Origin of the sequence: Streptomyces sp. NPDC055966 (assembly GCF_042269865.1) — a bacterium.
Classification (GTDB): domain Bacteria; phylum Actinomycetota; class Actinomycetes; order Streptomycetales; family Streptomycetaceae; genus Streptomyces.
This window is the reverse complement of sequence record NZ_JBHJYK010000020.1, coordinates 72051-85140: the sequence shown is the minus strand read 5'-3', so window position 1 is coordinate 85140 and position 13090 is coordinate 72051. Positions and strand designations below refer to the sequence as shown.

The following is a 13090-nucleotide window of genomic DNA, read 5'->3' as shown; positions in this document are numbered from 1 at the left end:
CATCTGCGTGAGCAGTTCAGTGATCGCCCGGGCCCGGTTCTCCGTCCTCGACCGTTCCCGCACCCGCGAGGGCCGGGCGCCCGCCGAGGCGCTGCGGGACACCGTCACGCTGGCCCGGGAGGCGGAGGCGCTCGGCTACCACCGGTTCTGGGTGGCCGAGCACCACGGCGTGCCCGGGGTGGCCGGTTCCGCGCCGACCGTGCTCGCCGCCGCCATCGCCGCGGCCACCCGCACGATCCGGGTCGGTACCGGCGGGGTCATGCTGCCCAACCACCGGCCGCTCGTCGTCGCCGAGCAGTTCGGCGTCCTGGAGGCGCTGTTCCCGGGCCGGATCGACATGGGGCTCGGGCGGTCCGTCGGCTTCACCGACGGGGTGCGCCGGGCGCTCGGCCGGGACAAGGAGGACGCCGAGGACTTCGCCGCCCAGCTCGGCGAGCTGCTCGGCTGGTTCGAGGGCACCGCGCCGACCGGGGTGCACGCCCGCCCCGCGGAGGGCCTGCGGGTGCCGCCGTTCGTGCTGGCCCTGGGCGAGGGCGCGCGGGTCGCGGCGCGCACCGGGCTGCCCCTGGTCATCGGCGATCTGCGCGGCCGCGAGAAGATGCTGCGCGGCATCGACGCGTACCGCACCGGCTTTCGCCCCTCCCCCTGGGCGCCCGAGCCGTACGTCGTGATCTCCGGCACGATCGCGGTGGCCGGCACCGAGGAGGCGGCCCGGCGGCTGCTGGTCCCGGAGGCCTGGTCGATGGCGTACGCCCGCACCCACGGCACCTTCCCGCCGCTCGCCCCGGCCGAGGAGACCGAGGCCCGCCCGATGACCGCGAAGGAGCGCGGCTTCTTCGACGCCGGGCTCGCCGGGCACCTCGCGGGCACCGCCGAGCAGGTCGGACAGCAACTGGAGACGGTGCTGAAGGAGACGGACGCCGACGAGGTGCTGGTCACGACCAGCACCTACGACCGTACGGCCCTGCTGGACTCCTACCGGCGGCTCGCCGCGCTGTTCGCCCCGGGGGCCTGAGACTCCGAGATGCGAACGCAGCCGGGGACGGTGAACCTGGGAGGGGAAGCCTCAAGCGACGAGGAGGGCTGCCATGTCCATGATGGACAAGCTCAAGCAGATGCTCAAGGGCCACGAGGATCAGGCCGGCAAGGGCGTCGACAAGGCCGGGGACTACGTGGACGAGAAGACCCAGGGCAAGTACCAGTCCCAGGTCGACACCGCGCAGGACAGACTGAAGGAACAGCTGAGGCAGCAGGACACCGACAACCCTCCGCAGTAGCGGTGCGCGGGCACGGACTGGAGTTGCCCGTCGATGCACCACCCACATGACCCCTACGTCCGCGTCCGCGGGGCCCGCGAGCACAACCTCAAGGGCGTCGACGTGGACGTCCCGCGCGACGTACTGGCCGTGTTCACCGGCGTGTCCGGCTCGGGAAAGTCGTCGCTGGCGTTCGGCACGATCTACGCCGAGGCCCAGCGGCGCTACTTCGAGTCGGTCGCGCCGTACGCGCGCCGGCTGATCCACCAGGTCGGGGCGCCCAAGGTCGGCGAGATCACCGGGCTGCCGCCCGCGGTGTCGCTCCAGCAGCGCCGCTCGGCGCCGACCTCGCGGTCCTCGGTGGGCACGGTCACCAACCTCTCCAACTCCCTGCGCATGCTCTTCTCGCGCGCCGGGACGTACCCGCCGGGCGCCGAGCGGCTCGATTCCGACGCGTTCTCGCCGAACACGGCGGCCGGTGCCTGTCCGCAGTGCCACGGGCTCGGCCATGTGCCGGAGACGACCGAGGAGTTGCTCGTCCCGGACCCCGCGCTGTCGATCCGCGAGGGCGCGATCGCCGCCTGGCCGGGGGCCTGGCAGGGCAAGAACCTGCGGGACATCCTCGACACACTCGGCTACGACGTCGACCGGCCCTGGCGCGAACTGCCCGCCGGGCAGCGCGAGTGGATCCTGTTCACGGACGAGCAGCCGGTGGTCACCGTCCACCCGGTGCGCGAGGCCGACCGCATCCAACGGCCGTACCAGGGCACGTACATGAGCGCCCGCCGGTATGTGCTGAAGACCTTCTCGGACACCAAGTCCCCGACCCTGCGCGCGAAGGCCGAGCGCTTCCTGGCCACCAGGCCGTGCGAGGTGTGCGGGGGCAGCCGGCTGCGTCCGGAGGCGCTCGCGGTGACCTTCGGCGGGCGGACCATCGCCGAGCTGGCCGCGCTGCCACTGACCGACCTGGCCGCGTACCTCGACGGTGACACCGAGACCGCACGGGTGCTCACCGACGACCTGAAGTCCCGGATCGGGCCGGTCGTCGAACTCGGCCTCGGCTACCTCAGCCTCGACCGCGCCACCCCGACCCTCTCGGCGGGCGAGCTGCAACGGCTGCGGCTGGCCACCCAGTTGCGCTCCGGCCTGTTCGGCGTGGTGTACGTCCTGGACGAGCCGTCGGCGGGACTGCACCCGGCGGACACCGAGGCTCTGCGAGCCGTGCTGGAGCGGCTGAAGGCGGCCGGGAACTCGGTGTTCGTGGTGGAGCACCATCTGGAGGTGGTGCGCGGCGCCGACTGGCTGGTGGACGTCGGCCCCGGCGCGGGCGAGCACGGCGGACGCGTGCTGTACAGCGGGCCGCCGGCCGAGCTGGCGTCGGTGGCGGAGTCCGCGACGGCGGCGTTCCTCTTCGACGAGTCCCCGGGTGCGGCCCGTGAAGTCCGTTCGCCGCGCGGCTGGTTGACGGTCGGCCCGGTGACCCGGCACAACCTGCGGGAGGTGACGGCCGCGTTCCCGCTCGGCGCGTTCACCGCCGTCACCGGGGTCTCCGGTTCCGGGAAGTCCACGCTCATCGGCGAGCTGACGGAGGAACTGGCGGGCGTGGACCGGCTGGTCCGGGTAGACCAGAAGCCGATCGGCCGGACCCCGCGCTCCAATCTGGCCACGTACACCGGCCTGTTCGACGTCGTCCGCAAGGTGTTCGCCGGCACCGAGGAGGCGCGGGCACGCGGGTACGGCGTCGGGCGGTTCTCCTTCAACGTCGCCACAGGGCGCTGCGAGACGTGCCAGGGCGAGGGGTTCGTCAGCGTCGAGCTGCTGTTCCTGCCGAGCACGTACGCCCCCTGCCCGGAGTGCGGCGGGGCCCGCTACAACCCCGGCACGCTCCAGGTGACGTACCGGGGGCGGGACATCGCCGAGGTGCTCGACCTGACGGTGGAGGCGGCGGCGGAGTTCTTCGCCGACGTCCCGGCCGCCGCCCGGAGCCTGCGCACCCTGCTCGACGTGGGCCTCGGCTATCTGCGGCTCGGGCAGCCGGCGACCGAGCTGTCCGGCGGCGAGGCCCAGCGGATCAAGCTGGCGAGCGAACTGCAGCGCGGCCGGCGCGGCCACACCCTGTACCTGCTGGACGAGCCCACCACCGGGCTCCATCCGGCCGACGTGGAGCTGCTGATGGAGCGGCTGCACGGCCTGGTCGACGCCGGTCACACGGTCGTGGTGGTGGAGCACGACATGACGGTGGTCGCGGGCGCGGACTGGGTCATCGACCTGGGCCCCGGCGGGGGTGACCGGGGCGGGCGGATCGTGGCGTCGGGCCCGCCGGAGCGCGTGGCGGGGGCGGCGGGGAGTGCGACGGCGCCCTATCTGGCGCGGGTCATGCCGTGACGGGTGGCTGCGGGACGACGGCGGCAGTTCCCGCCTCCCTTCGGGGCGCTGCCAACGCCGCGTGGGCCCAGACGGGCTCGGACGCCATCGGCTGAGCCGCGGCGGCCAGTGTCCGCCGGTCCGCACAGGTGCCCGGTGCGATCAGCGGCCGTATCTCCACCTCGGCGACCAGATCGCGGGCGCGGGCCACCCGCCACAGGGAGGCGAGCAGGGTGTCCTCGCCGACGAACGCCGCCGCCGTGCCCGGGGCGCCGCCCTCCTGCCGGTAGCGCAGGCCGACCGGCTGCACCGGCACGCCCGCGTCGAGCGCGGCCTGGAACACCGCCCGGCGGAAGTGCCCGTGGGCCCGCCCGCACCAGGTGCTGCCCTCGGGGAAGGCGGTCACGGCCGCGCCCGCGCGCAGCGCCCCGGCGATCCGCTCGACCGTCGCGGGCAGGGCCCGCAGCCGGTCCCGCTCGATGAACAGCACCCCGCCGCGCGCCGCCAGCGCGCCCGCCACCGGCCACTGCCGTATCTCGGTCTTGGCGAGCATGCGGGCGGGGCGTACGACGGTCAGCAGCGGGATGTCCAGCCACGAGACGTGGTTGGCGACGAGCAGCAGTCCGCCGGCCGGGGCGGGGGTGCCGGTGAGGCGGACCCGGACTCCCATGGCCCGCACCAGCGCGCGGCACCACCGCCTGACCCACTCGGCGGGGATCCTCCCGCCGAGCGGGGACAGGGCGATCCCGGCCAGCAGCAGGGCCACGACCGCGGCCAGCCGCAGCACGGCCCGGGGTACGGCGACCGCGGCGCGGGCCGGCTCCACACACGCGCCCGGGGAGCAGGGCGCGGTCGGCAGCCAGACGCTCATCAGGCCGGCACGAGGGAGAGGAAGTGCCGCAGATAGCGCGCGTTGACCCGGCGCATCGACAACAGCACGTACAGGTCGGCGACCCCGAAGTCCGGATCGTGCGCGGGCTCGCCGCACACCCAGGCGCCGAGGCGGAGGTAGCCGCGCAGCAGGGCGGGCAGCTCGTGGTGCCCGGCGGGGGCTTCCGTGTTCGGGACCCAGGGCAGCAGCGGCCGTACCCGGAACTCCTCGGGGGCCAGGTGCTTGGCCCGCACCCGCTCCCAGGTGCCGGTGGCGAGGGCGCCGCCGTCGGCGAGCGGCACCGAGCAGCAGCCGGCGAGCCACTCGTGCCCGCGGTCGACCATGTAGCGGGCGATGCCGGCCCAGATCAGGCTGATGACGGCGCCGTCGCGGTGGTCGGGGTGCACGCAGGAGCGGCCGACCTCGACCAGCGAGGGCCGGATCGCGTCGAGCCCGCCCAGCTCGAACTCGCCCTCGGAGTAGAGCCGCCCGGCGACCGCGGCCCGCTCCGGGGGCAGCAACCGGTAGGTGCCGACGACCTGGCCGGTCACGGTGTCGCGGACCAGCAGGTGGTCGCAGTAGGCGTCGAAGGCGTCGATGTCGAGGCCCGGCTGCGGGGTGGCCAGCAGGGCCCCCATCTCCCCGGCGAAGACGTCGTGCCGCAGCCGCTGCGCGGCCCGGACGTCGTCCTCGTCGCGGGCGAGGGTGACGGTGTAGCGGGTGGGGGCCGCGGGCTGCGGGGGACGGTCGAGGGTGGACACGCCGGTCATGGCTCACTCCTGGTCACGGGCCGGTTCGGCGACGGGGACGGCGGGCTGCGTGCGTACGGCCCGTCGCTCCTGTTCTTCCGATGCCGGTTGGCGTGCGCGTGACCGGGGCCAGGAGAACGGATGTGGGAATGTTGAACGCCGGTCGCCCGCGATCAAGGAAAACCAGACGGGGCCGGGGATGAGCACCACTCCCGGCCCCGCCCGTCCGCCCCCTGTCGGCGAACGTCTCTGCGGTGGGCTACCGCTTGGCCACCTTCCGGGTGGCCCGCAGCCACTCCCTGTTCATGGTCGTGATCGACACCAGCGGAATGCCCTTCGGGCAGGCGGTGGCGCACTCACCGGTGAGGGTGCAGCCGCCGAAGCCCTCGGTGTCCATCTGCGCCACCATGTCCAGCACCCGCGTCTCCCGCTCGGGCGCGCCCTGCGGCAGCACGTTCAGGTGGTTGACCTTGGCGGAGGTGAACAGCATCGCCGCGCCGTTGGGGCACGCGGCCACGCACGCTCCGCAGCCGATGCACTCGGCGTGTTCGAAGGCGAAGTCGGCGTCGGCCTTCGGCACCGGCGTGGCGTGGGCCTCCGGCGCGGAGCCGGTGGGCGCGGTGACGTAGCCGCCGGCCTGGATGATCCGGTCGAACGCGGACCGGTCGACGACCAGGTCCTTGATCACCGGGAACGCGGCGGCCCGCCACGGCTCGATGTCGATCGTGTCGCCGTCCTCGAAGGACCGCATGTGCAGCTGGCAGGTGGTGGTGCGCTCGGGGCCGTGCGCGTCGCCGTTGATCACGAGGGAACAGGCGCCGCAGATGCCCTCGCGGCAGTCGTGGTCGAAGGCGACGGGGTCCTCGCCGGACAGGATGAGCTGTTCGTTGAGGACGTCCAGCATCTCCAGGAAGGACATGTCGGACGAGATCCCGTCGACCTCGTACGTGGACATCGCTCCGTCGGCGTCGGCGTTCCGCTGCCGCCAGACGCGCAGGGTGAGCTTCATGCGTAGCTCCGCTGGGTGGGGTGGACGTACTCGAAGACCAGGTCTTCCTTGTGCAGGGTGGGAGCGGTGCCGGTGCCGGTGAACTCCCAGGCGGCCGCGTAGCCGAACTCCTCGTCCCGGCGGGCCGCTTCGCCGTCGGGGGTCTGGGACTCCTCGCGGAAGTGGCCGCCGCAGGACTCGGCGCGGTGCAGCGCGTCGAGGCACATCAGCTCGGCCAGTTCCAGGTAGTCGACGATCCGGTTCGCCTTCTCCAGCGACTGGTTGAACTCCTCGCCGGTGCCGGGCACCTTGATGCGCCGCCAGAACTCCTCGCGGATCTGCGGGATGCGCTCCAGCGCCTTGCGCAGCCCGGCGTCGGTGCGGGCCATGCCGCAGAACTCCCACATGAGTTCGCCCAGTTCGCGGTGGAAGGAGTCCGGGGTGCGGTCGCCGTCGACGGACAGCAGCAGGTGGAGCCGGTCCTCGGTCTCGGCCAACACCTCTTGGACGGCGGGGTGTTCGGCGGTGACCTGTTCCTGGTGCGGGTGGCGGGCCAGGTAGTCGTTGATGGTGGCGGGCAGCACGAAGTAGCCGTCGGCGAGGCCCTGCATCAGCGCGGAGGCGCCGAGCCGGTTGGCGCCGTGGTCGGAGAAGTTGGCCTCGCCGATCGCGAACAGGCCGGGGACGGTGGTCTGCAGGTCGTAGTCGACCCACAGTCCGCCCATCGTGTAGTGCACGGCGGGGTAGATCCGCATCGGCACCTCGTACGGGTCCTCGTCGGTGATCCGCTGGTACATGTCGAAGAGGTTGCCGTACCTGGCCTCGACGGCCTTGCGGCCCATGCGCCCGATGGCGTCGGCGAAGTCCAGGTAGACGCCCTGCCCGCCGGGCCCGACCCCCCTGCCCTCGTCGCAGACGTTCTTCGCGGCGCGGGAGGCGATGTCGCGGGGGACGAGGTTGCCGAAGGAGGGGTAGATGCGCTCCAGGTAGTAGTCGCGCTCGTCCTCGGGGATCCGGTTCGGCGCCCGGGTGTCGCCCTGGGCCTTCGGCACCCAGATCCGGCCGTCGTTGCGCAGCGACTCGCTCATCAGGGTCAGCTTGGACTGGTGGTCGCCGGTGCGCGGGATGCAGGTCGGATGGATCTGCGTGAAGCAGGGGTTGGCGAAGTAGGCGCCGCGCCGGTGCGCCCGCCAGACGGCGGTCGCGTTGGAGTTCATGGCGTTGGTCGACAGGTAGAAGACGTTGCCGTAACCGCCGCTGGCGAGGACGACGGCGTCCGCGAAGTACGTGTCGATGCGGCCGGTGATCAGGTCCCGGGCCACGATGCCGCGCGCCCGTCCGTCCACGACGATCAGGTCGAGCATCTCGGTGCGCGGGTGCATCTCCACGTTCCCGGCGGCGATCTGCCTGCTGAGGGCCTGGTAGGCGCCGAGCAGGAGCTGCTGTCCCGTCTGGCCGCGGGCGTAGAACGTGCGCGAGACCTGGACGCCGCCGAAGGAGCGGGTGTCGAGCAGGCCGCCGTACTCGCGGGCGAAGGGCACGCCCTGGGCCACGCACTGGTCGATGATCTCGACGGAGATCTGCGCGAGGCGGTGGACGTTGGACTCGCGGGCGCGGAAGTCGCCGCCCTTGACGGTGTCGTAGAAGAGCCGGTGGATCGAGTCGCCGTCGTTGCGGTAGTTCTTCGCCGCGTTGATGCCGCCCTGTGCGGCGATGGAGTGGGCGCGGCGCGGGGAGTCCTGGTAGCAGAACTGGACGACGTGGTAGCCCTGTTCGGCCAGGGTGGCGCCCGCGGAGCCGCCGGCCAGTCCGGTGCCGACGACGATGACCGTGTGCTTGCGCCGGTTGGCGGGGTTGACCAGCCTGGCCTCGAAGCGGCGCTTGTCCCAGCGCTCGTGGATCGGGCCGGAGGGGGCCTTGGTGTCGACGGCCGGTTCCCCGGTCGTGTAGTGCGCGTAGTCGGTCATGTCAGCTCACCACTCCGGTCATGACGCCCACGGGTACGGCGATGAAACCGGCCGTGAGCAGCAGCGCGAGGACGTTCGCGAGGGTCTTCAGGGCGCGGTCGCGGGTGCGGCTGCCGACGCCGAGGGTCTGCGCGGCGCTCCAGAAGCCGTGCCGGACGTGCAGGCCGAGCGCGAGCATCGCGACGATGTAGACGACGTTGCTGTACCAGTGCGAGAAGTCGCCGACGACGTTCTGGTACGGGTGGCCGTGCTCGAAGCGGCCCGGGTGCACGGTGCCGGTGGTCAGGTCCAGGACGTGCCAGACGATGAACAGGCCGAGGATGATCCCGCCCCAGCGCATCGTGCGGGTGGCGTAGCTCGCCCGGGGCCTGGAGTGCACGTACTTGCTGGGCCGGGCCTTGATGTCCCGGCGGCTGAGCTGGTACGCGGACGTGGCGTGGGCGACCACGGCGACGACCAGCACGACCCGGATGAGCCAGAGCGTCCACTCGTAGTGCATGAACGGCTCGCCGATGGTGCGCAGCCAGTGGGCGTAGTGGTTGAACTCGCCCGCGCCGAAGTAGATCTTCAGGTTCCCGATCATGTGGACGACCAGGTACGCCAGCATGATCAGGCCGCTGACGGCCATCACGGTCTTCTTGCCGACGGAGGAGTCCCACATCGTGCGCGCCATGGACGGCCGTCGGTCCGTCCGCGTTGCCAGTGCCATGGCACAGCACGCTAGGGCCGGAGGACCCGATCGGTCCAAGACATGATGCAGCTTGTTTCCATAGGCTGAGGCTATGGTGTGGGGATGCAGCTCCAGCAGCTCCAGTACTTCGTCGCCGTCGCCGAGACCCGGCACTTCACCCGGGCCGCCGAACTGGTGCACGTCGCCCAGCCGTCGCTGTCGCAGCAGATCAGGGCGCTGGAGCGGGAGCTGGGCGCGGACCTGTTCCTGCGCGCCCGGGGCAACATCACGCTCACCGACGCGGGCGAGGCGCTGCTGCCGCTCGCCCGGCGGATCCTGGCCGACGCGGACACGGCCCGCCACGAGGTGCAGGAGCTGGTGCAGCTGCGCCGGGGCCGGGTGCGCCTCGGCGCCACCCCGAGCCTGTGCACGGGCCTGCTGCCGGACGTGCTGCGCGCCTTCCACGACCGCTATCCCGGCATCCGGCTCCTCGTCGAGGAGAGCGGCTCGCACGACCTGGTACGGGAGCTGGCGCGCGGCGCCCTCGATCTCGCGCTGGTCGTGCTGCCGCTGCCGGCGCCGGCGCCCGCGCTGACGACGGTGGAGCTGCTGCGGGAGGAGCTGGTCGTGGTGTCCTCACCCGAGGCACCGGCACCCGGCCGGGGCGGGCGGACGGTGCGCATCGCCGACCTGGAGGGTGAACGCCTGGTGATGTTCCGGCACGGGTACGACCTGCGGGAACTGACGGTCGCGGCATGTCGCGCGGAGGGGTTCGAGCCCGAGTTCGCCGTCGAAGGGGGCGAGATGGATGCGGTGTTGGGATTCGTGCGGGCAGGGCTGGGCGCGGCGGTGGTGCCGCGCATGGTGGCGTCGAGGTCGGGGCGCAGCCTACGGGTGACCCCGCTGGCGCGCCCCGGACTGCATCGTACGATCGCGCTCGCGCACCGCAGTGACGTGGCACCGCCGCGTGCGGCACGGGAGTTGCAGCGGATGCTGCTGGAGCGGTAGCTCCCGCCCGCGGCTCAGCCCGTCGCGTCCACCAGCGCCAGGTCGTGCAGCCGCTCCGGCGGGCCCGGGCGGGCGTAGTACCAGCCCTGGGCCGTGTCGCAGCCCAGGACGCGCAACTGCTCGGCCTGGGCGCCGGTTTCGACGCCCTCCACGGTGACCGCGAGGTCGAGACTGTGGGCGAGGGTGACGATGCCCTCCACGATCTTGAGGTCGACCGGGTCGGCGGGGAACTGCTGCATGCCCTGGGTGAAGGAGCGGTCCAGTTTGAGGACGTTCACCGGCAGGCGGCGCAGGTTGGCGAGGTTGGAGTAACCGGTGCCGAAGTCGTCCAGGGCGATGTCGACGCCCATCTCGGCCAGCCGGCGCAGGGGTTTGAGGAGATCGTCGTCGGCGCCGATCAGGGCCGACTCGGTGACCTCCAGGCACAGCGCGTCCGGTGCGACGCCCGCCCGTTCGAGGATCTCGACCGTGTCCTGGACCAGCCCCGGATGACTGAGCTGGCAGGGCGAGAGGTTGACGTTGATGCGCAGTGGGCCGGCGGCGGTCTCCTCGCCGTAGCGTTCCCGCCAGGCGCGGGCCTGGCGGATGGACTCCTCCAGCACCCAGCGGCCGAGCGGCACGATCAGGCCGGTGTGCTCGGCGAGCGGGATGAAGCGGTCCGGGCCGAGCACGCCGTGCTGCGGGTGCAGCCAGCGCACCAGGGCCTCGGCGCCGCGCACGCTGCCGTCGCCGAGGTGGACCAGCGGCTGGTACTCGATGAAGAACTCGCCGCGCTCCAGGGCCGTGGGCAGGGCCGTGGTGAGGCCGTGGCGGGTGATGGCGCGGGCGTCGGCCTCGGGGTCGGCCAGTTCGGAGCGGTTGCCGCCCGCCGACTTCGCCCGGTACATGGTGATGTCGGCGCTGCGCAGCACCTCCGCCGCCGTGCGTTCGCCGGCCGGGCCCTCGACGATGCCCAGGCTGCCGCGCACCATCAGGTCCCGGCCGTCGATGCTGATCGGGGTGATCAGGGCGGTCATGATGCGCTCGGCGAGGTCGTCCACCGTGCGCTCGGTGCCGGGGCCGGTGGTCAGGGCCACGAACTCGTCGCCGCCGAGCCGGGCGACCATCTCGCCGGGCGCGGTCGCACAGGACTGGAGCCGGTCGGCGACCTCCACCAGCAGCCGGTCGCCGGCCGCGTGCCCGAGGCTGTCGTTGATGGTCTTGAAGCCGTCCAGGTCGAGGTAGCACAGGCCGAAGCGCTGGCCCTCGCCGGCCGCCAGCGCCTTCTCCAGCCGCTCGAAGAACAGGGTGCGGTTGGGCAGGCCGGTCAGCGCGTCGTGCGTCGCCTCGTAGCGCAGCCGGAGGTTGAGCAGACGGCGCTCGGTGGTGTCCTCCATGAGGGCGAGCTGGTACTGCGGGTCGCCGTCGGCGTCGCGCAGCAGGGAGACCGTCAGGTTGGTCCACAGGACCGTGCCGTCGGGGCGGTTGAACGCCTTCTCCATGTGGTAGTGCTCGCGCTCGCCGCGCACCAGTTCCTCGTACAGCTTCCAGGTCTGCGGGGCGTCCTCGGGGTGCACCCAGTCCTGCACCCGGCGGCCGCGCAGGGTCTGCGAGGACAGCCCGAACATGCGCAGCAGCGCCTCGTTGACCTGGAGGACATGGCCGTCGAGATCGGCGATACCGATCCCTATCGCGGCGCCCTCGAAGACCGCGCGGAAGCGGGCCTCGCTCGCGTGCAGCGCCTGGGCGACCACGCCCTGGGCGCGCAACGCGGCCTGGGCGATGGACTCCTGCTCGGCGAGGGTGCGCTCGCGCAGCGCCTGCGCGTACCCGGCGGCCATCGCGTGCTGCAACCGCGAGGAGCGCAGCCGGGGCGCGTCCTGCGGGGCCTCGGGGCCCTCCTCGCCGCAGTACAGCACCAGATAGGCGTCGACGCAGTCCAGGGTGCGGGTGAGCGCCTCGGGGTCGGTGCAGTGCGCGCCCACCAGGGCGGCGCCGACGGCCTTCGCGCCGTCGGCGTCGAAGCTGTGCGCCCGCAGCAGACCGCTCAACCGGCGTGCGAGCGGAAGCAGTTGTTCCTCGAACTCGGCGCGGGTCAGCGAGGTGGAGGTCACCGGGTAGACCGCCCGGCTCCAGATCGTCGCGAACCGGCGCAGTCTGCCCTCCGGCCCGTCCGGCTCCGCGCTCACGCCGTACGCCCCACGCCGGCGAATCCGGAGAAGGCGAACGGATCCTCGTCCTCCGGCGCCGTTTCCGGGCGCCAGTGCGGCATCTGCACCAGTCCGGGTTCCACCATGTCGTACCCCTCGAAGAACCGCGCGATCTCGTCGCGCGAGCGCATGATCAGCGGGTTGCGAATGTCCTTGTATACGTCCACCGCGCCCTCGGCCCGCTCGGCAGGCACCGGGATTCCCTCGTACGAGGCATGGGTGAGGATCAGCATGCTGCCCGGGGCCAGCGCCTCGCGCAGTTCGGCCACCGCACCGTAGGGGTCGTCCGCGTCTTCCACGAAGTGCAGTATGGCAACGAGGAGAAGGGCAACCGGCCGGTTCAGGTCGATCAGCCGCTCCACCTGGGGGCTCGCGAGGATCTCCCGGGGCTTGCGCAGATCCGCCGCGACGACGTCCGCGTCCGCGTCGTCCGCGAGCACCGCCTGGCTGTGCGCGACCGCGACCGGGTCGTGGTCGACGTAGACCACGCGCGCGCCCGGCGCGGCCGCCCGGGCCACTTCGTGGACGTTGCCGAACGTCGGGATGCCGGAGCCGATGTCGAGGAACTGGGTGAGGCCCTCCTGGACCGCGAAGCGCACCGCCCGCCGCATGAACGCCCGGTTGGCCTGCATGACCTTCGGCAGGCCCGGCATGAACTCCATGGCCTTGCGCGCCGCGTCCCGGTCGACCTCGAAGTTGTGCGAACCGCCCAGGTAGAAGTCGTAGATCCGCGAGACGCTCGGCACCGAGATGTCGATGCTCCGTGGGGCCCAGGCGGGACGCTCCATGTATCTCTCCAAGGCGTGGACGACAGGGGTAGGCGATCCGGTGTTCGAGCTGAGGCTACTGATCGCCCGCCGAAGGAGCGACCCGAACCGGAAATTGACCATCCGTTCCCGGTCACTGCCTGCGGCATGTGCCCGTACGACCCCGCTGGGTCATGGCTGTTCGAGTCCGGGACGCCCGCGCACAGCACAACGGTCCGCCCCCTCCGTGCGGTTGCGGAGGGGGCGGACCACGGTGGCGCT

At 72.4% G+C, this 13090-nt stretch carries 11 protein-coding genes; 4 read left to right on the top strand and 7 right to left on the bottom strand.

Annotated elements, in window-relative coordinates:
• Positions 1 to 7 precede the first annotated feature (7 nt).
• From ACFC8N_RS35240 to ACFC8N_RS35230, 3 genes are all read left to right on the top strand, one after another.
• Positions 8 to 1015, top strand: a complete 1008-nt coding sequence (locus tag ACFC8N_RS35240) for an LLM class flavin-dependent oxidoreductase (protein WP_356032997.1) — start codon at positions 8 to 10, stop codon at positions 1013 to 1015.
• Positions 1016 to 1088: 73 nt separating this feature from the next.
• Positions 1089 to 1277 (top strand): antitoxin, encoded by a 189-nt coding sequence (locus ACFC8N_RS35235; RefSeq protein ID WP_356033000.1) that lies wholly within the window; start codon positions 1089 to 1091, stop codon positions 1275 to 1277.
• A 33-nt stretch (positions 1278 to 1310) separates the two neighbouring features.
• Positions 1311 to 3641 (top strand): ATP-binding cassette domain-containing protein, encoded by a 2331-nt coding sequence (locus ACFC8N_RS35230; protein ID WP_376292908.1) that lies wholly within the window; start codon positions 1311 to 1313, stop codon positions 3639 to 3641.
• On the opposite strand, the gene ACFC8N_RS35225 is transcribed toward ACFC8N_RS35230, so the two are convergent.
• The 5 genes from ACFC8N_RS35225 to ACFC8N_RS35205 all read right to left on the bottom strand — a co-directional run bounded on the left by ACFC8N_RS35225 (position 3631) and on the right by ACFC8N_RS35205 (position 8868).
• On the bottom strand, positions 3631 to 4491 hold the full coding sequence (locus ACFC8N_RS35225) for a lysophospholipid acyltransferase family protein (protein ID WP_356033005.1): 861 nt from the start codon (positions 4489 to 4491) through the stop codon (positions 3631 to 3633). The two genes, ACFC8N_RS35230 and ACFC8N_RS35225, sit on opposite strands and share 11 nt — an antisense overlap.
• On the bottom strand, positions 4491 to 5261 hold the full coding sequence (locus tag ACFC8N_RS35220; protein WP_356033008.1) for a GNAT family N-acyltransferase: 771 nt from the start codon (positions 5259 to 5261) through the stop codon (positions 4491 to 4493). Before ACFC8N_RS35220 ends, ACFC8N_RS35225 begins: the two co-directional genes overlap by 1 nt.
• Before the next feature lie 238 nt (positions 5262 to 5499).
• A complete protein-coding gene (locus ACFC8N_RS35215) occupies positions 5500 to 6249 on the bottom strand; it encodes a succinate dehydrogenase/fumarate reductase iron-sulfur subunit (RefSeq protein WP_376292906.1) in 750 nt (249 codons plus the stop codon).
• Positions 6246 to 8195 carry a fumarate reductase/succinate dehydrogenase flavoprotein subunit gene (locus ACFC8N_RS35210; RefSeq protein ID WP_376292903.1) on the bottom strand — a complete coding sequence of 650 codons (1950 nt, stop codon included), beginning with the start codon at positions 8193 to 8195 and terminating at the stop codon, positions 6246 to 6248. Before ACFC8N_RS35210 ends, ACFC8N_RS35215 begins: the two co-directional genes overlap by 4 nt.
• 1 nt (position 8196) lies before the next feature.
• On the bottom strand, positions 8197 to 8868 hold the full coding sequence (locus tag ACFC8N_RS35205) for a succinate dehydrogenase (RefSeq protein ID WP_356033040.1): 672 nt from the start codon (positions 8866 to 8868) through the stop codon (positions 8197 to 8199).
• Between the two features lie 120 nt (positions 8869 to 8988).
• Between ACFC8N_RS35205 and ACFC8N_RS35200 the strand changes: the two genes are divergently transcribed.
• Positions 8989 to 9873: a LysR substrate-binding domain-containing protein gene (locus tag ACFC8N_RS35200; protein ID WP_356033015.1), complete on the top strand. Its 885-nt coding sequence runs from the start codon at positions 8989 to 8991 to the stop codon at positions 9871 to 9873.
• A gap of 14 nt (positions 9874 to 9887) precedes the next feature.
• On the opposite strand, the gene ACFC8N_RS35195 is transcribed toward ACFC8N_RS35200, so the two are convergent.
• Both ACFC8N_RS35195 and ACFC8N_RS35190 read right to left on the bottom strand, forming a co-directional pair.
• Entirely contained in the window at positions 9888 to 12041 is a 2154-nt protein-coding gene (locus ACFC8N_RS35195) for an EAL domain-containing protein (protein WP_356033017.1), read from the bottom strand.
• On the bottom strand, positions 12038 to 12850 hold the full coding sequence (locus ACFC8N_RS35190) for an SAM-dependent methyltransferase (RefSeq protein ID WP_356033019.1): 813 nt from the start codon (positions 12848 to 12850) through the stop codon (positions 12038 to 12040). Before ACFC8N_RS35190 ends, ACFC8N_RS35195 begins: the two co-directional genes overlap by 4 nt.
• Positions 12851 to 13090 lie beyond the last annotated feature (240 nt).